At 64.9% G+C, this 20676-nt stretch carries 17 protein-coding genes, 1 tRNA gene and 2 pseudogenes; 7 read left to right on the plus strand and 13 right to left on the minus strand.

Annotated elements, in window-relative coordinates; translation table 11 throughout:
• Positions 1-80: 80 nt before the first annotated feature.
• Together ACDH77_RS08855 and ACDH77_RS08860 are read right to left on the minus strand one after the other, a co-directional pair.
• Positions 81-647, minus strand: a complete 567-nt coding sequence (locus tag ACDH77_RS08855; protein WP_011347151.1) for a response regulator transcription factor — start codon at positions 645-647, stop codon at positions 81-83.
• Positions 644-1870 (minus strand): ATP-binding protein, encoded by a 1227-nt coding sequence (locus tag ACDH77_RS08860; RefSeq protein ID WP_008571249.1) that lies wholly within the window; start codon positions 1868-1870, stop codon positions 644-646. The genes ACDH77_RS08855 and ACDH77_RS08860 overlap by 4 nt, the downstream gene beginning before the upstream one ends.
• 323 nt (positions 1871-2193) lie before the next feature.
• Between ACDH77_RS08860 and ispG the strand changes: the two genes are divergently transcribed.
• A complete protein-coding gene (gene ispG, locus ACDH77_RS08865; RefSeq protein WP_008571248.1) occupies positions 2194-3459 on the plus strand; it encodes a flavodoxin-dependent (E)-4-hydroxy-3-methylbut-2-enyl-diphosphate synthase in 1266 nt (421 codons plus the stop codon).
• On the plus strand, positions 3440-4171 hold the full coding sequence (locus tag ACDH77_RS08870; protein ID WP_008571247.1) for a phosphatase PAP2 family protein: 732 nt from the start codon (positions 3440-3442) through the stop codon (positions 4169-4171). The genes ispG and ACDH77_RS08870 overlap by 20 nt, the downstream gene beginning before the upstream one ends.
• Here ACDH77_RS08870 and ACDH77_RS08875 read toward each other — a convergent pair.
• The 8 genes from ACDH77_RS08875 to ACDH77_RS08910 form a co-directional block, all read right to left on the minus strand.
• Positions 4168-5451, minus strand: a complete 1284-nt coding sequence (locus ACDH77_RS08875; RefSeq protein ID WP_014090024.1) for an MFS transporter — start codon at positions 5449-5451, stop codon at positions 4168-4170. The two genes, ACDH77_RS08870 and ACDH77_RS08875, sit on opposite strands and share 4 nt — an antisense overlap.
• A gap of 193 nt (positions 5452-5644) precedes the next feature.
• A complete protein-coding gene (locus ACDH77_RS08880) occupies positions 5645-6349 on the minus strand; it encodes an aspartate/glutamate racemase family protein (protein WP_031422364.1) in 705 nt (234 codons plus the stop codon).
• A 139-nt stretch (positions 6350-6488) separates the two neighbouring features.
• Positions 6489-7400: a DMT family transporter gene (locus tag ACDH77_RS08885; protein WP_029819248.1), complete on the minus strand. Its 912-nt coding sequence runs from the start codon at positions 7398-7400 to the stop codon at positions 6489-6491.
• Positions 7394-8446 (minus strand): UDP-N-acetylmuramate dehydrogenase, encoded by a 1053-nt coding sequence (gene murB / locus ACDH77_RS08890; RefSeq protein ID WP_071118333.1) that lies wholly within the window; start codon positions 8444-8446, stop codon positions 7394-7396. Before murB ends, ACDH77_RS08885 begins: the two co-directional genes overlap by 7 nt.
• A complete protein-coding gene (locus ACDH77_RS08895; RefSeq protein WP_218488598.1) occupies positions 8443-9498 on the minus strand; it encodes a quinone-dependent dihydroorotate dehydrogenase in 1056 nt (351 codons plus the stop codon). The genes murB and ACDH77_RS08895 overlap by 4 nt, the downstream gene beginning before the upstream one ends.
• 5 nt (positions 9499-9503) lie before the next feature.
• Positions 9504-10271, minus strand: a complete 768-nt coding sequence (locus ACDH77_RS08900; protein WP_008571242.1) for a class I SAM-dependent methyltransferase — start codon at positions 10269-10271, stop codon at positions 9504-9506.
• 2 nt (positions 10272-10273) lie between these two features.
• Positions 10274-10558, minus strand: coding sequence for a DUF4190 domain-containing protein (locus ACDH77_RS08905; RefSeq protein ID WP_011347158.1), 285 nt, complete (start codon positions 10556-10558; stop codon positions 10274-10276).
• Between the two features lie 493 nt (positions 10559-11051).
• Positions 11052-12584: an aldehyde dehydrogenase family protein gene (locus ACDH77_RS08910; RefSeq protein ID WP_372353834.1), complete on the minus strand. Its 1533-nt coding sequence runs from the start codon at positions 12582-12584 to the stop codon at positions 11052-11054.
• Positions 12585-12715: 131 nt separating this feature from the next.
• Between ACDH77_RS08910 and ACDH77_RS08915 the strand changes: the two genes are divergently transcribed.
• Positions 12716-12792: transfer RNA gene (locus tag ACDH77_RS08915), tRNA-Arg, on the plus strand.
• A gap of 281 nt (positions 12793-13073) precedes the next feature.
• Here the strand turns inward: ACDH77_RS08915 and ACDH77_RS08920 are convergent.
• Positions 13074-13625 (minus strand): CPBP family intramembrane glutamic endopeptidase, encoded by a 552-nt coding sequence (locus tag ACDH77_RS08920; RefSeq protein ID WP_031422373.1) that lies wholly within the window; start codon positions 13623-13625, stop codon positions 13074-13076.
• 297 nt (positions 13626-13922) lie between these two features.
• Positions 13923-14563: pseudogene (locus ACDH77_RS08925) on the minus strand (VOC family protein).
• On the opposite strand from ACDH77_RS08925, the gene ACDH77_RS08930 reads away from it, so the two are divergent.
• From ACDH77_RS08930 to ACDH77_RS08945, 4 genes are all read left to right on the plus strand, one after another.
• Entirely contained in the window at positions 14471-15367 is an 897-nt protein-coding gene (locus tag ACDH77_RS08930; RefSeq protein ID WP_230201297.1) for a GyrI-like domain-containing protein, read from the plus strand. The pseudogene ACDH77_RS08925 and the gene ACDH77_RS08930 overlap by 93 nt on opposite strands.
• Before the next feature lie 372 nt (positions 15368-15739).
• Complete coding sequence (locus ACDH77_RS08935; RefSeq protein WP_031422380.1) at positions 15740-16240, plus strand: TspO/MBR family protein; 501 nt, start codon at positions 15740-15742, stop codon at positions 16238-16240.
• A gap of 589 nt (positions 16241-16829) precedes the next feature.
• On the plus strand, positions 16830-19337 hold the full coding sequence (gene thrA / locus ACDH77_RS08940) for a bifunctional aspartate kinase/homoserine dehydrogenase I (protein WP_031422382.1): 2508 nt from the start codon (positions 16830-16832) through the stop codon (positions 19335-19337).
• On the plus strand, positions 19334-20275 hold the full coding sequence (locus ACDH77_RS08945) for a homoserine kinase (protein ID WP_031422384.1): 942 nt from the start codon (positions 19334-19336) through the stop codon (positions 20273-20275). Before thrA ends, ACDH77_RS08945 begins: the two co-directional genes overlap by 4 nt.
• Positions 20276-20402: 127 nt before the next feature.
• Here ACDH77_RS08945 and ACDH77_RS08950 read toward each other — a convergent pair.
• Positions 20403-20594: pseudogene (locus ACDH77_RS08950) on the minus strand (hypothetical protein); the annotation flags it as partial.
• Positions 20595-20676: the final 82 nt, after the last annotated feature.

Genomic DNA, 20676 nt, shown 5'->3' on the forward strand with positions numbered 1-20676 from the left:
GAACGCGCTTGCAGGTGCGTCCTTGTCAGCCCCCCACCCAGCGTCCATGCCGCGTGGGGTTCGGCGACAGGGCGGGACGGCTATCGTAACGGCCCGGGGCTCGGGCGCTTGGTCAGCTTGCGCTGCAGCGATCGGCGATGCATGCCGAGCAGGCGCGCGGCCGCCGACACGTTGCCGCCGGTTTCGTGCAGCGCCTGCTGGATGTGCTCCCACTGCAAGCGGCTGAGCGGCGTCATCATTTCCTGCGCGCTTTCTTCTTCGTCCGGCTCTGGCAACTCGTCATCCTCTTCGCCCAGCGCGCGCATGATGGTGGGAATATTGGCCGGCTTGGGCAGGTAGTCATCGGCGCCGAGTTTGATCGCCTCCACCGCCGTGGCGATGCTGGCGTACCCTGTGACCAGCAGGATGCGCATGTCGGTGCGGATCTCGCGCAGCGGCTGGATCAGGCTCAAGCCGGAATCGTGGCCGAGCTTGAGATCGATCAATGCAAAATCCGGCATTGCGCTGCGTGCCGTGGACAACGCACTGGCCGCATCGGTGGCGGTAAGCGTTTCTACGCCGCGGCGTGCAAGGCTGCGTTGCAGCGTGCGCAGGTACAAGGTGTCGTCGTCGACCAGCAGACCGGTACGGATCGGGGGACTTGTCATGCGAGTGCCTCGTGGTCGGAGAGGGGCAGACGGAAACCGACGCGCGCGCCGCTGCCTTCGGCGGGCAGCATCCACAACTCGCCCTGCAGGCGTTCGACAGTGGCATGCGAGAGCGCCAGTCCCACGCCCATGCCGTCGTGCTTGCCGCTATTGAACAGCGTCCCAGGCAGCATCGCTTGCGCGGTGTCGAAGCCGGGTCCGTAGTCGCGTACTTCGCCGCTGAGATGGTCGTGTTCCACCCGCAGCGTCAGATCGATCTGCGGGCGCCCGACACGTTCGCCGGCATCGGCGGCGTTGTTGAGCAACACCATCAGCAGGTGGCTGACGCCGGGCTGCAGCATCAGGCGCATGGGCGCGTCCTCGTTGCGGCGCAGTTCGATGGTGGGGCGCACCAGGCGCCATTGTTCCAGCACTTCTTTCACGGCCACCTCGCGGCTCAGATGGCCGTTGTCGGCAGGTGCCGCCAAGGCCAGGACGCGTTCGTGGCACTGCACCAGCAGCTCGCGCAAGGTGTCCAGGTCTTCGCGCAATTCGCCTTGCTCGCACTGGTCGGCGATGTCGTCCACCAGCAGGGTCATGGTGGCCAGCGGCGTGTTCAATTCGTGCGCCACCGACGCCGCGTGCGTGGCCAGCGCCACGATGCCTTCGTTGCGCGCAAAGCGCTCACGCAAAGTGGAGATCTCGCGCTCGCGCTCGCGCATCGAAAAAGCCAGCCGTGTCGCGAACGCCAGCACCACCACGGTGGACAGCAGGAAGTTGGCCGCCATGCCCCACATGTGCAGGCTGAGCGGGTCGAAGCCACCGTAGGGCAGCGGCAGCCCGAACGCTGCGCTGATCACATAGCCGGCCACGCACGATGCCGCCACCGCCATCGCCCAGCTCAGCGGCAGCGCCAACGCGGCCAGCGCAATCAGCACCAGGAACAACGAACCGAACGGGTTGGCGATGCCGCCGCTCCAGCCCACCATCCAGGTCAGGACCGTCACGTCGACCAGGATGTGGCCGAACTCGGTGGCCGGGCTCACCGCGCCGCGGTGCGCCACCCGCAGCTGCGCATACAGGTTGAAGACCGCCAACGCGGCTACGCCGGCCCACAGGGGTTGCTGCGGCAGGTTCAGGCCCATCAGCCCGGTTGCGACCAGAATGGTGGCGGCCTGGCCGGCGGTGGCCAGCCAGCGCAGGCTGCAGAGGGTCCGCAGGAAGGAAGCGTCGGAGCTGTTCATCACGGCAATGCTATGCGCTTGGGAAGATGGTGGCCTGCGACAAACCGTCGCATCGGCCTGGAGCGTGTGATGCACGTTGAGATGAGATGCGTTGGCCGCCCGCTGCGTGCCGCTGGCGGCCAAGCCTCCGGGAAGCGTCCTGTGGCGCGCCGATACCGCGTTGCGCGCCTTGCCCAGGCGGCCATCCTGGGCCGCAGCGCACGCCCTGTCTCGACGCGCCACCGGACGCTTCGCACTCACCTCAACGTACATCACACGCTCTAGAGATCGGTGCGCCTCTCGCTTCAGCTGTGAGCGCACGGCGGACAGGCTAAAATAGCGCGATGCATGACGCCGTGACCCGCCCAACCCCTCCCGCCGACGCCACCGCCTGGCCGCGTCGCATCACCCAGGCCGTCAAGATCGGCAGCGTGACCGTGGGCGGGGGCCATCCGGTCGTCGTCCAGTCGATGACCAACACCGACACCGCCGACATCGCCGGCAGCGTCAAGCAGGTCGCCGATCTGTGGCGCGCCGGCTCGGAAATGGTGCGCCTGACCGTCAACAATGCCGAGTCCGCTGCCGCCATTCCGCGCATCGTCGACAAGCTGCGCATGATGGGCATCGAAGTGCCCTTGATCGGCGACTTCCATTACAACGGCCATCAACTGCTCGCTGCCGAGCCGGCCTGTGCCGAGGCGCTGGCCAAGTACCGCATCAATCCGGGCAATGTCGGGTTCGGCAAGAAGAAGGATCTGCAGTTCGGTCAATTGATCGAGTTCGCCATCAAGTACGGCAAGCCGGTGCGCATTGGTGCCAACTGGGGCTCGCTGGACCAGTCGCTGGCAGCGCAGCTGATGGACGAAAATTCGCAACGCGACACCCCGTGGGACGCCGGCCGGGTGCTGCGCGAGGCGCTGATCCGCTCGGCGGTGGATTCGGCCGAGCGTGCGGTGGAGCTGGGCCTGCCGCGCGAGCGCATCATCCTGTCGGCCAAGGTGTCCGGCGTGCAGGAGCTGATCGCGGTGTACCGCGACATGGCCAGCCGCTGCGATTTCGCGCTGCATCTTGGCCTGACCGAGGCCGGTATCGGCAGCAAGGGCATCGTGGCCTCGGCGGCGGCACTGAGCGTGCTGCTGCAGGAAGGCATCGGGGACACCATCCGCATCTCGCTGACGCCGGAACCGGGCCAGTCGCGCACGCAGGAAGTGATCGTCGCGCAGGAACTGCTGCAGACCACCGGCCAGCGTGCGTTTACCCCGATGGTTACCGCCTGCCCGGGGTGCGGCCGCACCACCTCCGAGTTCTTCCAGGAGCTGGCCGGCGTGGTGCAGAACCATGTGCGCGCCAAGATGCCGGAATGGAAGATCACCAACCCCGGCGCCGAAAACATGACCCTGGCGGTGATGGGCTGCGTGGTCAACGGGCCGGGCGAATCGCGCCACGCCAATATCGGGATTTCGCTGCCGGGCACGGGCGAGGCACCGTCGGCACCGGTGTTCATCGATGGCGAAAAGAGCGTCACCTTGCGCGGCGAAAACATCGCCTACGAATTCATCGAATTGATCGATCAATACGTCGAACGTACCTATGTCCGCCGCGCCGGCTGAATCGCCGGCCGGGTTCAAGGGATGGTTGCGTAGCAATGCGTGGCGCATGGCGTTGCTGTTTGCCGGGGTGCTGCTGCCGCTCGGGCTGTTCGTGGACCTGGCCGATGAGGTCCACGCGCTGGAAAATGTCTACTTCGACGAGCCGCTGCTGTGGAGCATGCGCAGCATCGCCACGCCCGGCCTGGATGCGTTCTTTGGTGCGATCTCCAAGGCGGGCTACCAGTACGGCGTGATTCCGGCCGATATCGCCATCGTGCTGGTGTTGCTGGTCTTGCAGCGCTGGCGCGAGGGCACGTTTGCCGCGCTGGGATTCGGCGGCTCGGCGCTGTTGAACATGGGCGCCAAGCAGTTTTTCCAGCGCGACCGCCCCAGCTTGTGGGAATCGATCGCGCCGGAGAGCACGTTCAGTTTTCCCAGCGGCCACGCGATGGGCTCGATGACATTGGCAGCGGTGGTCATCGCGCTGGCCTGGAACACGCGCTGGCGCTGGCCGGTGACCATTGTCGCCAGCGTGTTCGCGCTGCTGGTGGGCATCTCGCGCATCTACCTGGGCGTGCATTACCCGTCCGACATCCTGGGCGGCTGGTCGGCCGCGCTGGTATGGGTGGTCGGGCTGTATCTGGTGATGTTCCGCGGCGCGCGGCGGCCGCATTGGCGCACGCCGGCTGGAGCGGTGGCGGAGCAGCCCGGGCGCGTGCCGTTTGCCGATTAACCGCGGCCGATCCGCTCCCGTTGCGATAACCGGGCGCCAACCATGGCGCCGATGGAAGCCAGCAAGATGACGTAGTACGCCGGCCCCATCGGGTGCTGCTTGAGCAGCATCACCACCAGCAGCGGAGTCAGGCCGCCGAATACGGCATAGCCCAGGTTGTAGGCGAACGACACGCCGGACAGCCGAACCACCGGTGGAAACGCCTCGACCATCACGCGCGGAATTGCACCCAGCACGCCCAGCGCAGCGCCGAGCAGGGCATAGAGCGGAAACAGCAGGCGCGGGTCGCCCGCAAAGCGGTAGAACAGCCATGCGCTGATACCCAGAAGCACGCTGCCGGCCAGCAGCACACGCCCGTTGCCCCAACGGTCCGAGAGTGCCCCGGCCACCACCGAGCCGATCGCCTGCAGCAGCACTGCCAGAAGATTGGCCTGCAATGCCACCGGTGCCGGATAGCCGTACGCACTCTGCAGCAGCGTGGGCGTCATCAGCGACACCACCAGCACTGCGGCGGCGATCACCCAGGTCAGCCAGAGCGACATTGCCAGACTGCGCGGGTGATCGCGCAGCACCACCTTCAGTGGCGTCTCGCGCGCCAACGCGCGCATGGCGACCAGTTCGGCGAACACCGGCGTTTCATGCAGCCAGCGCCGCAGGTACACCGACAGCAGGCCGAAGATGCCGCCGGCCAAAAACGGCAGGCGCCAGGCGTACTCGGCGATTTCCTCCGGAGAAAACGCACGATTCAGTGCGCCGGCACTCAGCGAACCAAGCAGCACGCCGGCAGCCAGGCCAGCGGTCAAGGTGCCGCAGGCCAGCCCTGTGCGCCGCGCGGGGACGTGCTCTGCCACGAACACCCACGCACTGGGCACTTCGCCACCGATGGCTGCGCCCTGCAGCAGGCGCATCGTCAACAGCAGCAGCGGCGCGGCCAGGCCGATCTGCGCGTAGGTCGGCAGCACGCCGATGGCCAGTGTGGGCAGCGCCATCAATCCGATGCTCAGCGCGAACATGCGCTTGCGACCAAGCAGATCGCCAAAATGCGCCATCACGATGCCGCCCAACGGCCGGATCAGGTAGCCGGCCGCAAAGATGCCGAATGTCTGCAGTTGCCGCGTCCACTCCGGAATGCCGGGCGGAAAGAACAGCTCGCCCAGCACCTTCGCGAAAAAAATGAAGATGATGAAGTCGTAGAACTCCAGCGCGCCGCCCAGCGCGGACAAACCCAGGGTTTTGTAATCGCTGCGGGTGAGCTGCGTCGGTGGGGCATGGGTGGTCATGCAGTCGCATCCTGTCGCGGGTGGCGCGCATTGCCATTGAAGCCTGCTGATGCGCCGAGCAGGCAATGCTAGCTGCCGGGCGGGGCCGTCGCTACGCCGTTTCGCCAATCAATTGCCGATGGCACCCATCAGGCCTGGCGCAAACACGCCTGCAGGCTTCGGCTACCGCGCGCGTTCGGGCGTTCGCTGCGCATCAGCCGGATACGCTCGCCAGCGCCGCTGCCTCAGCGTGCAGTGCGGTGGTGTCGAACAACGGCAACTGCGCATCGGTGCTGTCCACCAGCAGCGAAATCTCGGTGCAGCCCAGGATGATCGCTTGCGCACCGTGCTGGCCGAGCTCCCCCATGACCTTGCAGAAGTATTCGCGCGATTCGGGCTTGATCACACCCTGGCAGAGTTCGTCGTAGATCACGCGATGCAGTTGTGCGCGTGCCTCTGCCGGCGGCACCAGCACGTCCAGGCCGCGTGCCTGCAGGCGCTGGCGATAGAACGGTTGCTCCATGGTGAAGCGCGTGCCCAGCAATCCGACCCGGCGGATGCCCGCTGCGACCAGCGCGTCGGCGGTGGCATCGGCGATATGCAGCAGCGGCAGTGGCGTCGCGGCGGTAATCGCGTCGGCAACGCAGTGCATGGTGTTGGTGCACAGCACGATGAAGTCGGCGCCTGCTGCCTGCAACGCACGCGCGGCTGCTGCCATCGCCTGGCCAGCGCCATCCCAATCGCCGGTGTGCTGCAGCCGCTCGATCTCGTGGAAATTGACGCTATACAGCAGCAGCTTCGCCGAATGCAGGCCGCCGCATGCATGGCGGACGCGCTGATTGATGATGCGGTAGTAGGGCAGCGTGGATTCCCAGCTCATTCCACCGATCAAACCGATTGTCTTGCTTGGAACCGGCATGCGAACTCCATGATACGACAGCGGATGAGGTTGCCAGAGCTACGCCACGCAGCGTGCGCTGCGCTTGGGACTGGAGTGTATGTCGGCGTCCGGACCAGATGTATTCGCGATCATGCCCAGGCAGGTCGGGATGCCGGGTTCACTCGCCCGGCTTGGCGCCTTCCACTGGTGCATGCGTAGCGGCGCGACGCGCCAGCACCGTTTCGCGATGGGCGATATAGACATTGGCGCCGATGATGATGGCCGCACCGATCACGGTGTGGCGTTCGATCGCCTCGCCGAACAGCCACCAACCCAGCAACGCCACCAACGGCAGCTGCATGAAACTGATCGGCTGCAACGCAGAGACTTCGCCCAGCTTGAGTGCGCGCGTCCAGAACAACTGCCCGGCGGTGCCGAAGATGCCGGTGGCCACCAGCCATACCCAGCCGATGCCCTGCGGCCAGTTCCATTGGAACAGCGCCGGAATCAGCGACATCGGCACCCAGAACACGTAGGTGTAGAAGACCACCGTGTCGGAGTCGTCGCTGCGCGAGAGCTGTTTGATCTGGATCGCGACGATGGCGCTGATGACCGCAGCCAACAGCGCAATCAGCAAGCCGGGCGTGAACGTGGACGAGCCGGGTCGCAGGATCACCAGGACGCCGATAAAACCCGCCGCCACCGCCAGCCAGCGCCGCAGCCGGACCTGCTCATGCAGCCACACCACGGCCAGCACGGTGACGAATAAGGGCGTGGAGTAGGAGAGCGAGATGGCCTGCGACAGGGGCAGATGGCCGATCGCCCAAAACCCGCACAGCATCGAGGCCAGGCCGATCAAGGTGCGGGCGAAATACTGCGGCAATTGTCGCGTGCGCGGCAGCGGCTTGCCCGGCCGCACGATCAACGGCAACAACGCCAGCAACCCGAACGCATTGCGAAAAAATGCGATCTCGGTCGTCGCAATCGTGCTTGAGGCCAGGCGGATGGTGATTGCCATCAACCCGAAGGCGAAGGTACTGGTGAGCATCCACAGCGCGGCTCGCCGCGATACCTGTGCTGGGGTCACCAATGCGCCCCGATGATGCGCGGTTCCGGTTCCAGGATCACCGAATAGCGCTCGCGCACCGACTCGGCAATGCGCCGCGCGAAATCCAGCAACTGCGCGCCCGTGGCGGTGCCGTAATTGACCAGCACCAGCGCATGCTCGGGCGACACGCCGGCATCGCCCTCGCGCCTGCCTTTCCAGCCGCATTGCTCGATCAGCCAGGCGGCCGACAATTTGCCCTGGCCGGCCTGCTCGCCCGGATACACCGGCATGTCGGCAAAGTTGGCCTGCAAGGCGGCAATCTGTTCGCTCGGCAGCAATGGGTTCTTGAAGAAGCTGCCCGCATTGCCCAGCACATCCGGGTCCGGCAACTTGCGGCGCCGGATGTTGATCACCGCCTGCGCCACATCGGCCGCGCCCGCCAGTTCGGCGCCCATGCGCGCCAGTTCCTCGCGAATGCCGGCGTAGTCCAGTCGCAGTTCGTGTAGCAGCGGTAGATTGAATTCCACCGCCACGATCAGATAACGCTCGGGCTGCTGCTTGAACACGCTGTCGCGGTAGCCGAACGCGCAATCGGCCGCATCCAGCCGCACGAACTGCTGGCTATGCCGATCGAAGGCTTCCACCACGTGGATGAAGTCGCCCACCTGCGCGCCGTACGCGCCGATGTTCTGGATCGGGCAGGCGCCCACGGTGCCCGGAATCAGTGCCAGGTTTTCCAGCCCCGACAAGCCCTGCTGCAGCGAGTACAGCACCAGCGCATGCCAGTTCACGCCGGCGCCGGCCCGCACGATGGCGTGGTCGGCACGGTGCGCGATGATGGACGTCTGGCGGTTGTCGAAACACAGCACGCAGCCGGGCGGATCGCCGGCCAGCAAGACATTGCTGCCGCTGCCCAGCACCAGCAACGGTTGTCCGGCGATCTCGGGCGCGGCCAATGCCTGCGGCAATTCCTCGGGGGCGTGGACGTTGAGCAACCAGCGCGCGGTGGCCTCCACATGGAAGGTGTTGAGCGCGCGCAGCGGCGCCTGTTCGCTCAGCTGCCAGCCTGTGTGCACTGCATCGCTCATAACGGCGACACCGCACCGCCGCTGGGTGCTTCGCGACGGCGTCGGATGGCGTTGACGCATTCGCCGATGAGCTGCGGGCCGCGATACACCAACCCGCTGTAGCACTGCACCAGGCTCGCACCGGCTGCCATCTTGGCCACCGCATCGGCGCCGGAGTTGATGCCGCCCACGCCAATCAACGGAATCGATTCGGGCAGGCGCGCGCGCAGGCGCCGCAGCACCAACGTGGATTGCCCCAGCAGCGGCGCGCCGGACAGACCGCCGGCTTCGGCAGCCAGCGGGTGATTGGCCACCAGCGTGCGCGTCACCGTGGTGTTGGTGGCGATCACGCCATCCACTGCCAGGTCGGCCAGCACGCGTGCGGCGGCATCGATGTCGCGGTCGTTGAGGTCCGGCGCCACCTTGACCAGCATCGGCACCCGTTTGCCGTGTTGCGCGCTTAGCGCTTCCTGGGTTTCGCGCAAGTCGGAAATCAGGCGGCGCAGCGATTGTTCTTCCTGCAACTCGCGCAAGCCTGCAGTATTGGGCGAGGAGATGTTGACCGTGATGTAGTCGGCCAGCGGATACACGCGCTCCATGCAGTAACGGTAGTCACTGGTGGCCTCCTCGTTGGGCGTGTCCTTGTTCTTGCCGACGTTGATGCCGAGCAGGCCTCCCGTGCGGCGTGCGCGCTGCACGTTGGCCACCAGCGCATCCACGCCCAGATTGTTGAAGCCCATGCGGTTGATCACCGCCTGGTATTCCGGCAATCGGAACATGCGTGGCTTCGGGTTGCCCTCCTGCGCGCGCGGCGTCACCGTGCCGATCTCGACAAAGCCGAAGCCCAGCGCAAACAACGCATCGATGTGCTCGCCGTTCTTGTCCAGCCCGGCACCCAGCCCGACCGGGTTGGGGAACATCAGGCCGAAGGCCGGAGTGGGCAGCGGCACCGGGCGCCTGGCCAGCAATGCCGTGGTGCCGGTGCGGTAGGCGGTGTCGATGGAGCGCAACGCCAGCGCGTGGGCGCGCTCGGCATCCAGGGAAAACAGGAAGGGGCGGGCAAGCGAATACATGCGGGTCAGTTCAATCTCCCGGCGAACACGCGGGTTTGGTATTGGAAGTCGATCAGCCCATCGTGGGCATACGCATCGAACAACGTGCGGAGTGCGGCGAGCATCGGGGCATGCCGTGGGTCGTGCGCAAGCGGGGCGTACGAGGACGACAGCAGGCGGCCGCGCAAGCTCTCGAAGTCCAGCCGCTGCACATTCGGAAAGCGCGCCATCGCGCAGAAGCCATCGCCGAACCACGCTTGCATGGTGGCATCGTCCTGATACCGCTCGGCCACTGCGGAATAGTCGGTGCCGTAATCCAGCAGCAACTGCTCGTAGCCGCGCAGGAACGCGGTGCTGTCCAGTTCGCGCGAATTCCAGTACACCACCGCCAGCCCGCCGGGCTGCAGGATGCGCGCCCATTCGGCGTGCACGGCCTGCATGTCGAACCAGTGGAAGGCCTGCGCCGCAGACACCAGGCCCACGCTGGCATCGGCCAGCCCGGTGGCTTCGGCGGTGCCGTCGATCGCCTGAAACTTGGGAAATTCCGCCAACCACTGCAGCGCCGCGTCACGCATGGCCTGGTTGGGCTCCACCGCCGTCACCGCATGCCCGGCTTCCAGAAACAGGCGGCTGGAAATGCCGGTGCCGGCGCCGATGTCGGCCACTGCCGTTGCGGGCGTCACGCCCAGTTCGTCATGCAGCCAACGCAGCAGCTGCGGCGGGTAACTGGGCCGGTAGCGCACATAGGCGGCCACGCGGTCGTTGAAGCGCTGGGCGGAGGAGGGCGTGGCCATGCTCAACTGTTGGCGGCCGCAAGCCAGGCCATGCCGCCGAAGAACAGCAGGAAAAACGCGATTCCCACCACCCACAGCGCCACCGCCAGCCAGCCCATGATGAGGCCGCCGATGGCCAGGCCGTCGCCGTCCAGGCCCTGGGGATTGCGGCGGATTTCCGCGCGGGCCAGATGCCCGGTAATGATGGCGCAGATGCTGCCCAGGAACGGGATCAGCGTCCAGCCGAGAATGCCCGCAACCAGGCTGACGATCGCCATGGCGCTGGTCTGTCGAACGACAACGTTCATCATGAACTCCTTGAAAGGCGGCAGCCGAAGGCTGGCGTCGCATGATTATCCCAGAGCCGCCGGGCAAAAGGCGTGCCGTTTGCGGCCAAACGTCGTTGCGGGGCTGGTTTTGCGGACGGGAGCGGCTGAAATGGCTGCTCGTGCGGGTAGGGCGTGGTCATGCCCGTCGAGACGCGTCCTGCCGGACGCTGGCTGTCGGTGGTGCCGAACGGGCGCCATGCGGCCCGGCGGGTTCAAGCCGGGCCGGTGCCATCGGGCGCCTGCGTTGTATCGCCGGCGGACGCTGCGCCCCGTGCAGAGGTGGCGTACGTTGCACAGAGCCGGATCGGCGAACGTCGCCTGCAGCCGCCGGCGCTTCCTGGCTGCCACTGCCACTGCGATAGCGAGAACCACCGGGTTGTGTGCGTCGGCTACGCCGCGCGGGCCGTTGCAACAGGCTCGTTGCGACCATGCGGCGCGCCGAGCATGTGCCCGGCGCGCCATGCAGTCTCGATCAAAGATCGAACTTGATGCCCTGCGCCAGGGGCAGCGAATCGGAGTAGTTGATGGTGTTGGTCTGACGACGCATATACACCTTCCACGCGTCCGAGCCAGACTCGCGCCCGCCGCCGGTTTCCTTCTCGCCGCCGAACGCGCCACCGATCTCCGCACCCGAGGTGCCGATGTTGACGTTGGCGATACCGCAGTCGCTGCCTGCCGCCGACAGGAACTTCTCGGCGGCCTTGAGGTTCTGGGTGAAGATCGACGACGACAGGCCCTGCGGCACGCCGTTCTGCAGCTCGATCGCCTCATCCAGCGTGCTGTACTTCATCACGTACAGGATCGGCGCGAAGGTCTCGTGCTGCACCACTGCGTCGCTGTTCTGCAGCCCCGTGACAATGGCCGGCAGCACGAAGTTGCCCGGGCGATCGATCGCCGTGCCGCCCACTTCGACGGTGCCGCCGGCCGCCTTGGCCTTGGCGATCGAGTCCAGGAACTGCGCAACGGCGCCCTGGCTGTTGAGCGGGCCCATCAGGTTTGCCGGGTCGGTGGGGTCGCCGATCTTGCTGTCGAGCTGCTTGTACGCCTTGACCAGCGTCGCCAGCACGGTGTCATAGATGGAGGCGTGCACGATCAGGCGGCGCGTGGTGGTGCAGCGCTGCCCGGCAGTGCCGACGGCACCGAACACGATGCCCGGGATGGCCAGCTTCAGATCGGCGGTTTCGTCCAGGATGATGGCGTTGTTGCCGCCCAATTCCAGCAGGCAGCGGCCCAGGCGACGGGCGACTTTCTCTGCCACCACGCGGCCAATCTGGGTCGAACCGGTGAAGCTGATCAGCGGCACGCGGGTGTCTTCGACCAGCTTTTCCGACAGCGCCGTGCCGGCATCGTTGATCAGGAAGAAGATGTCCGGGAAGCCGGCGTCCTTCAGTGCCGCGTTGCAGATCTTCATCGTCGCGATCGCGGTCAGCGGCGTCTTGTTGGACGGCTTCCAGATGCAGATATCGCCGCAAATCGCCGCCAGAAACGCATTCCAGGCCCACACCGCCACCGGGAAGTTGAACGCGCTGATGATGCCCACCAGCCCCAGCGGCTGGTACTGCTCGTACATGCGGTGGCCGGGGCGCTCCGAATGCATGGTGTAGCCGTAGAGCATGCGGCTTTGGCCCACGGCAAAGTCGGCGATGTCGATCATCTCCTGCACTTCGCCGTCGCCTTCTGGCTTGCTCTTGCCCATTTCCAGCGCCACCAGCGAACCGAGCGCATCCTTGTGCGCACGCAGCGCCTCGCCGCACAGGCGCACGGCCTCACCGCGACGCGGCGCCGGCGTGGTACGCCACACCTTGAAGGCTGCCTGGGCGCGCCGGACGATCAACTCGTAATCTTCCGGCGTGGTGGCCTGCACCTCGGCGATCACCGCATTGGTGGTCGGATTGAGCGGCTGCAGCACCCCGGCGCCGGTGGCCTGCGACCAGGTCGCCTCGCCAAGATAGGTGCCGGAATTGGACGCAGCGAGGTCGAGCGTCTTGAGCAGGTCAGCGGACATGGGATCTCCTGGAAACAGTGGCGGTCACGGTGGCCGAGCCATCCGCAACACGGTAGCCGGCGATTTTAGCAGGCTCCGCCGGCCACCTACCGGCTTGGCAATCGCAACGATCGTGCGACAATGCCGCCCTTGGCCCCGTAGCTCAGCTGGATAGAGCGTCCCCCTCCTAAGGGGAAGGTCGCCCGTTCGAATCGGGCCGGGGTCACCAGCAATCGATGGCTGATGCGCAAGATGGCAGCACATTCGTAGGAGCGGTCGGCTGGCATCGAGCAAGTCAACTCTCGCCTCGCCCAGGTGGGCCACGGTATCCGGCAAGGTGCTGCTCTGGTCGAGGGCGCGCCGCTGCCGCGCTTGCTCGCTCGAAGTTGATAAGGCCATGCCGCCATGCACGAATGGCAATACCGAGCCCGACGTCGCAGCCGTTGGACATGATCGAACGGTCCAGTGCCGCAGCCTGATTTACCGCGCGGGCATTAACGCATGGGGCAGTCAATACCACCCAAGATAGAGCGTCGTCACGCCCCAGGTATCGACGAGTCCGTGCGCCAGGATGAGCGCCAACAGATTGCGGTTTGAGCGCAGATACGCATAGCCGAATGCTGCGCCGACGATACCCGTCAGCGCGATTCCCGAGATGCCTTGGCTCGCATGCATGGCGCCAAACACGACACCTCCGACAATGGCTGCGGTGAGGCGACCTAGACTGCTGCGCTTGAACAAGGCTTCCAGTTGATGCATCAAAAATGCCCGAAACACCAACTCCTCACCGATGGCTGCGCTGATCCATGCAGAGCCGATTAGCTTCAGTGCAGCCGGTGCGTTATGACGAAGCGCGCCATAGGCGCTGTAGTCGGTCTTCGTGCCTGTCAGGTAGTCGATGAGCGGCTGAAAGATTGGCGTGATGAGAGCGGTGACCAGCAGCACCAGGATAGCTGTCCACCCAATTGTTGGACCAAACCGTTGCCAGCTCAGGCCGCAGGCCCAACGGCTGCGGGTCTCTTGCCAAACAAGTGCGGCCCCCATCAGGCCAACTGCTGGCATGCGCCAAGGAAAGGGCAGCCAAGGGAAGTAGGCGAGCGCCATCACCACGAAGATCATCGCCAGCCTAGCGAGTGGATGGCTTAGAACGGACGGGGCATTGCGATTAGCAAGAGCAGACCACTTTGATTGAGACATGTCGACCAGATACGTCACGGGCATCCGATAGTAGCGAGCTGTCGGTCGGCAAGACCGTGCCAAACGACACGATGACTTTTCAGCACTTGTCTCAGCGCGGACTTGGTATATGCAAGATCGATGCGCACTCCGATCTTTTTTTTTCAGTGATCTCGCCAGCTCTCAAATCGCTTGCCACAATTCCGCTTTATTGCCGTCCGGGTCGATGACCCAGGCAAACAGGCCGAATTCGGACTTCACAATCTTCTCTGACACGCGGCAGCCCGCAGCTTTGAGCTTGGCAATCAGCGACTCCAGGTCGTCGACCCGGTAATTCACGATGAACGGGGCGGTGGTGTTCTCGAATTGGGCGCTTGTTTCGTCCTGAACAGCCCAGGCCAATGCGTTTTCAGCGCCTTCCACACCCGCGCTGGTGTCGAACACTGTGCCTCCCCACGTTTGCACCTCGATCCCCAGCTGCGCCGCGTACCACCGTTGCAATCCAGGCGCGTCCTTGGATTTGATGATGATTCCGCCGATCCCTGTCACTCCGTGCATGTCTGATCCCTTGCCAGCCTTCGTCAGTGGATTGAATGGCAGGCAACGCTGCCAACCCTGATGGAAAATGCATTGCCCACGGGATCAAGATATAGCATCGTCACTGCCGCCACTTGTCGGATCTTGCGCACATGCCGATCAGCGAAACGGTGCCCCTTACCGTGGTCCAGAGCGTGAACCGTGCGCTGGACTACATCGAGGTCAACCTTGCCGGGCAGCTGTCGCTGTCTCTGATCGCAGGTGCGGCTTGTGTTTCGCCGTTCCATTTTCAGCGCATGTTTCGCGCCGTGATGGGCGAAACCCCGCATGCATTCGTGCTGCGCCGACGGCTGGAAAATGCGCTGGGCGATATTTCCCAAGGCAATCGTCAACCTTTGACAGACATCGCGTTGGGTCGGGGATTTTCGTCGTTATCGGATTTTTCCAGGAACTTCCGAAGACACTTTGGATGCTCTCCAAGAAAACTGGATCTGGAGACGTGCCTGGCCGGCCGTCGGCGTGCGCTGGACGACACCTTGGCAGGTGTATCGGGCCTCGGTGGTAGTGCTGCAGACGATGCACAGGAATTTTCGGTCACGCTGCGCGATCTCCCGGAGCGCACGGTCCAGTACCTTCGCGTGCACCGCCCCTTTGAGGAAGGCTCCGTCCAAGCAGCAGCCATGCGCTTGGTGGCATGGGCACAAGACGCCGGCGTCGAGCATCATCAGTGGTTGGGCTACCTCTGGGATCAACCTCGTCTGGCATCTGCAGGGGATTGCCGGTACGACGTCGCGGTGGAGGTCACGCATGGGCGTCATTGCGGTGAGATCGGCGTTTTCCGATTTCCACCCATGAAGGTGGCCGAGGTCGTGATACGGGGAGGACTGGCGCTGGAAATGCGCGCGTTTGGTTGGTTACGCGATACATGGCTGCCTGCCAGCGGATATCTGCCGAAAGACCTGCCAGCGTTCGAGGCATGGTTGGGTCTTCCTTACGCGCACGGTGCCGAGCATTTCGAATTGGCATGTCAAATTCCCATCCGTGTCCCAACTGCGCCGGGCGGATGGGATCAACGACAACGGACTAATTAATCGTCAGATGGCAAGCCTGACCGATCCAGGAACGGCGGATTAATGTGTTTGTGCAGCGTCGTTGCGCACGCGTAGCGCGCAATGGATCGGCGTTAAAGCCGGCAATACCGTCGTGGCTTTATTATCTTTGCCTCCTGGCATGCCGTAAGTCATCTTGTCCGAAGCGTGCTTCGGGCCTACCACGATTGAGCAATTCCTGTTGCGGATGGCGTCCGAGCGTCTGGTGGATGAACGCCCGGGATTTCTTGATTAAGCCAATTGCTTCGCCTGGACTGGCGCCAATGATGGCTGACTCCGTGAGCGTTGTACTCACGGTCTGCATTGGGCTTATGCGAGCCTGCTGCATCTGGTATGACACTTCCTTGGATCGCCATGACATTATTGACGGCAAAAAAATCGCAATGGTTCGGCCTTCTCGGCTGGTTGGTGCTTTGCTATGCCGCAGCCGCGCTGGGCGCAACTGCATCGATCCAGGCCGCCAGCTTTTATGCGCAGCTGCAGCGGCCGGCGTGGGCACCGCCGGGCTGGCTGTTCGGGCCGGTGTGGATGGTGCTGTACGGAATGATGGCGGTGTCGGTGTGGTTGGTGTGGCGCCGTGGGAGATGGGCTGGTGCGCGCATGGCGCTGACACTGTTCGTCGTGCAGCTGGCGCTCAACGGGCTTTGGAGTTGGTTGTTCTTTGCGTGGCATCTGGGGGCGTGGGCATTCGCGGACATCGTGGCGCTGTGGCTCGTGCTGGTGGGCACCATTGGGGCGTTTGCGAAGAGGCACGCTTTGGCGGGGTGGTTGTTGGTGCCGTATCTGGCGTGGGTGAGCTTTGCGGCGGCGCTCAATTTTTCGGTCTGGCAACTCAACCCTCATGTGCTTGGCTGATCTGCGCTGCTGACCTTGGCCTGCACCGATTCGGGGTCGCGATAGCGACGATCTGTTGCTTGATGCGAAGTTGTCTATTGCTTGAAGCGACCTGCTGCCTGCAGCGATGTGGTGCATCGAGTGCTGGCGATCCAGTCAGCCTATCGCGTCGGCCGAGCACACGACTCGTTCAATGAAGGTTAGAAAGCTGCGCAGCATGGCTCTGCAAGGCCGATCCAAAAGTTTCCATAGCAATCAATTGCTTGCACGCACAGTGCTTAAATCCCTGAGCAAAAAGGATTTCTGTTCCGTGCGCCCAACGCATGCGCCTGCCCATTCACGCAATGCTTGACAGGCCTCGGCCCGGTGATGTCTTTTGCATACATGGGTAACGCCTCCGCCACCGCTTCGCTTCTCTGCCAGCCGCTACTGCGGGCAGGTGCGGGCGTGGCCGGCATTACCACCATCATTACTACCGCCACCATTCGCCCGGTGCGGTCCGTCGTCTTCGCGTAACTTCCGAAAACAACGGCCCCGCACCCGGATCAGGATGCGGGGGCTTCCCTCTCTCATCCGATGCGGACGGGGCCTCCCCCAACGAGGTCTGTCGATGTCATCGCCCGCTGTTTCGTTCGAACCCGCTGCTGTTCTTGCGTCCTCTGCGCGCACTGTCGTGCACAAATTCGGCGGCACCTCGGTGGCCGATGCCGAGCGCTATCGGCATGTGGCGCAGCTGCTGCTTGCACGCGACGAGACGGTGCAGGTCACCGTGGTCTCGGCAATGAAGGGCGTCACCGATGCCTTGATCGAACTGGCCGAACTGGCGGCGAAAAATCGCCCCGAATGGCGCGAGCGGTGGCACGAAACACGCGCACGCCATCGCGGTGCGGCAGTGGCGTTGCTCGGCGAGCATTCCGGGCCAACGGTGGAGTGGCTGGACGAGCGCTTCGAACATCTGTCGCAGATCCTCGGGGCGCTAGCGGTCATCGGCGAACTGCCGCGCGAAGTGCTCGACCGCGTGCAGGGCCTGGGCGAGGTGTATTCGGCGCAGCTGCTGGGCGATCACTTCCGCGCGATCGGCGAGGACTGTGCGGTGCTGGACGCGCGCGACGTGCTGGTGGTCAATCGCGGCGAACTGGGTGTGGATGTGGACTGGGAGGCGAGTGCGCAACGTCTGGCAACCTGGCGGCAGGCGCATCCGCAAACGCGCGTGGTGGTCACCGGATTCGTGGCGCGCGACCGCGCCGATCGCATCACCACGCTGGGCCGCAACGGCAGCGATTATTCGGGTGCCATCTTTGCCGCGTTGTTCGATGCCGACGAACTGCATATCTGGACCGACGTGGACGGCGTGCTGTCGGCCGACCCGCGCGTGGTGCCTGAAGCGGTGCAACTGGAAACGCTGAGCTACGACGAGGCCTGCGAGCTGGCGTACTTCGGCGCGAAGGTAGTGCATCCGCAAACGATGTCGCCGGCGATCGAACGCGGCCTGCCGATCATCATCCGCAACACCTTCCAGCCCGAGCATCCCGGCACGCGCATCACTGCCAGCAGTGCGGTGAGCGGGCCGATCAAGGGGCTGACGTTGAGCCCGGATCTGGCGGTGCTGAATCTGGAAGGCACCGGTCTGATCGGGGTGCCGGGCACGGCCGAACGCGTGTTTGCAGCGCTGCGCACCGCGCAGGTGTCGGTGGTGATGATCTCGCAAGGTTCCTCTGAACATTCGATCTGCTGCGTGGTCAAGCAGCACGAGTCCGAACGCGCACGCAACGCATTGCTGCAGGCGTTCGCGCATGAACTCACGGTCGGCCAGGTGCAGCGCGTGCAGCTGACCACCGGCATCAGCGTGCTGGCAGCGGTGGGCGATGGTATGGCCGGCCAGCCGGGTGTGGCGGCACGGCTGTTCGAATCGTTGGGGCGCGCGCAAGTCAATATCCTGGCGATTGCGCAGGGCTCGTCCGAACGCAACATCTCGGTGGCCATCGATGCGGCGCACGCCACCAAGGCCTTGCGCGCGGCGCATGCAGGTTTCTGGTTGTCGCCGCAGACGTTCTCTGTGGGCGTGATCGGGCCGGGCAATGTGGGCGCAGCGCTGTTGGATCAATTGCGCACTGCGCAGCCACAGTTGCTGGGCAAGGCCAATCTGGATCTGCGCCTGCGTGCGGTGGTCTCACGCGGTCGCATGCTGCTGGACGAACGCGGGCTGGTCGGCGACTGGCGCGATGCGTTTGCATCTGCCGCCACGCCCACCGATCTGGAACGCTTCACCACGCATCTGCTGTCTGCGCATCTGCCGCATGCGGTGATCATCGATTGCAGCGGCAGCGCCGAAGTGGCAGACCGTTATGCGGGCTGGCTGGCCGCCGGCATCCATGTGGTCACGCCGAACAAGCAGGCCGGTTCCGGCCCGCTGGCACGTTATGAGGCGATCCGCGCAGCGGCCGATGCCAGTGGGGCGCGCTTCCGTTATGAAGCCACCGTGGGCGCCGGGTTGCCGGTGATCACCACGCTGCGCGACCTGGTCGATACCGGTGACGCGGTCACCTCCATCGAAGGCATCTTCTCCGGCACGTTGGCGTGGTTGTTCAATAAATACGACGGCAGCGTGCCTTTTGCCGAACTGGTGACGCAGGCACGCGGCATGGGCTACACCGAACCGGATCCGCGCGACGATCTGTCCGGCGTGGACGTGGCGCGCAAGTTGGTGATCCTGGCGCGCGAAGCAGGGCGCTCCATCAGCCTGGAAGATGTGCAGGTTGAAAGCCTGGTGCCAGAAGGGCTGCGTCAGGCCAGCGTGGACGATTTCATGGCGCGGCTCTCCGAAGTGGATGCGGTGTTCGCGCGGCGCCTGCGCGATGCGCGTGCGCGCGGCAACGTGCTGCGCTATGTGGCGCAGCTGCCGCCGGACCTCGCGCCCAGCGTGGGCCTGGTGGAATTGCCCGCCGATCACGCCTTCGCCAATCTGCGCCTCACCGACAATGTGGTGCAGTTCACCACGCGTCGCTACTGCGAGAACCCGCTGGTGGTGCAAGGCCCGGGCGCGGGGCCGGAAGTGACCGCGGCAGGCGTGTTCGCCGACCTGCTGCGCGTGGCGGCAGGCGAGGGCGCGCGGCTATGAGCCATACAGGCGTGTCCTCGCTGCGCGAGGCGCGAGCGTTCGCTCCGGCCTCGGTGGCCAACGTGGCGGTCGGGTTCGATCTGCTCGGTTATGCGCTGGAAGGAATCGGCGATACGGTGGCCGTGCGCCGCATCGATGCGCCGCAAGTGCGCATCGCCGCGATCCGTGGGACCGCCGTCGCGCTCCCGCTGGAGGCCGAACGCAATACCGCTGGCGCGGCATTGATTGCGCTGCGCACCTCATTGGCGTTGCCGTTCGGCTTCGAGGTGGAGATCGACAAGGGGATTGCGCTCAGTTCCGGCATGGGCGGGTCTGCGGCATCGTGCGTGGCGGCGCTGGTGGCGGCCAACGCGCTGTTGGATGTCCCGCTGTCGCGCGATCAGCTCTATCTGCATGCGCTCGACGGCGAGGCGGTGGCCAGCGGCAGCCGTCATGGCGACAACCTTGGTCCGATGTTGCTGGGCGGTCTGGTGCTGTCCACGTTGGAGCGCATGGTGCCGGTGCCGGTACCCTCGGCGTGGCATAGCCTGGTGGTGCATCCGGATGCGGTGCTGGAAACGCGCCGTGCGCGTGCCGCTCTGGCTGGCGACTATCGGCTCGATGAATTCGTCGCGCAGAGCGCCAATCTTGCCCTGGTGTTGGCGGGCTGCCACGCCGGCGACGAATCGCTGGTGCGCGCTGGCTTGCGCGATGTGCTGATCGAGCCGCGGCGTGCGCCGTTGATCTGCGGCTTCGACGCAGCCAAAGCCGCCGCGTTGGCTGCGGGTGCGATGGGTGCGGGCATTTCCGGAGCTGGCCCCAGCGTGTTTGCCTGGTTCGCCACGCGCGCTGCAGCCGAGGCAGCCGCAGCGCCTGTGCAGGCTGCATTCGCCAATGCCGGCTTCGGCAGCCAGAGTTGGGTGTCTGCGCTGAACTGCCCGGGCGCCAGGCTGCTGTAGCACGCACGGGACCAGTTGTGGGCGCGCCGCGGTTGAGGCGTGTGGTTCCGGCAATGCCGTCTACAACGTGATCGAGCGCGCGTTCTGCACGCAAGGGACCTGAGTTGACCGTTGCACGCAGACCCTGCGCTGGCGCCGATGCATGCGTGCGGCAGCTGCGCATGCCGATGATCTGTGACCCGGACATCGCTTTGAATTGCGAGTCCACTGCACTGTGCGTACAGACATTTACGCGCTTCGTTTCCACATAGCAGCGTTCGTTTCTGCCATCTGGCATTTTGCGGTCGCCGCTAGCATCCAAGCCCACGTCCATGCCCATGGGCATGGCGATCGATCGGCAGGCAAAGCTGTGTCACCTGCGGCGGACAGGGGCTTACATCCCGACGCAGGGCGACATCATG

The organism is Xanthomonas axonopodis pv. maculifoliigardeniae (assembly GCF_041519315.1).
In the GTDB taxonomy this organism is placed as follows: domain Bacteria; phylum Pseudomonadota; class Gammaproteobacteria; order Xanthomonadales; family Xanthomonadaceae; genus Xanthomonas; species Xanthomonas euvesicatoria.

Excerpts from the sequence above, each read along its gene's own strand:
- ACDH77_RS08855 (WP_011347151.1), bottom strand. The coding sequence starts at position 647 with ATGACAAGTCCCCCGATCCGTACCGGTCTGCTGGTCGACGACGACACC.
- ACDH77_RS08860 (WP_008571249.1), bottom strand. The coding sequence starts at position 1,870 with ATGAACAGCTCCGACGCTTCCTTCCTGCGGACCCTCTGCAGCCTGCGC.
- ispG (WP_008571248.1), top strand. The coding sequence starts at position 2,194 with ATGCATGACGCCGTGACCCGCCCAACCCCTCCCGCCGACGCCACCGCC.
- ACDH77_RS08870 (WP_008571247.1), top strand. The coding sequence starts at position 3,440 with ATGTCCGCCGCGCCGGCTGAATCGCCGGCCGGGTTCAAGGGATGGTTG.
- ACDH77_RS08875 (WP_014090024.1), bottom strand. The coding sequence starts at position 5,451 with ATGACCACCCATGCCCCACCGACGCAGCTCACCCGCAGCGATTACAAA.
- ACDH77_RS08880 (WP_031422364.1), bottom strand. The coding sequence starts at position 6,349 with ATGCCGGTTCCAAGCAAGACAATCGGTTTGATCGGTGGAATGAGCTGG.
- murB (WP_071118333.1), bottom strand. The coding sequence starts at position 8,446 with ATGAGCGATGCAGTGCACACAGGCTGGCAGCTGAGCGAACAGGCGCCG.
- ACDH77_RS08895 (WP_218488598.1), bottom strand. The coding sequence starts at position 9,498 with ATGTATTCGCTTGCCCGCCCCTTCCTGTTTTCCCTGGATGCCGAGCGC.
- ACDH77_RS08900 (WP_008571242.1), bottom strand. The coding sequence starts at position 10,271 with ATGGCCACGCCCTCCTCCGCCCAGCGCTTCAACGACCGCGTGGCCGCC.
- ACDH77_RS08905 (WP_011347158.1), bottom strand. The coding sequence starts at position 10,558 with ATGAACGTTGTCGTTCGACAGACCAGCGCCATGGCGATCGTCAGCCTG.
- ACDH77_RS08910 (WP_372353834.1), bottom strand. The coding sequence starts at position 12,584 with ATGTCCGCTGACCTGCTCAAGACGCTCGACCTCGCTGCGTCCAATTCC.
- ACDH77_RS08920 (WP_031422373.1), bottom strand. The coding sequence starts at position 13,625 with ATGCCAGCAGTTGGCCTGATGGGGGCCGCACTTGTTTGGCAAGAGACC.
- ACDH77_RS08935 (WP_031422380.1), top strand. The coding sequence starts at position 15,740 with ATGACATTATTGACGGCAAAAAAATCGCAATGGTTCGGCCTTCTCGGC.
- thrA (WP_031422382.1), top strand. The coding sequence starts at position 16,830 with ATGTCATCGCCCGCTGTTTCGTTCGAACCCGCTGCTGTTCTTGCGTCC.
- ACDH77_RS08945 (WP_031422384.1), top strand. The coding sequence starts at position 19,334 with ATGAGCCATACAGGCGTGTCCTCGCTGCGCGAGGCGCGAGCGTTCGCT.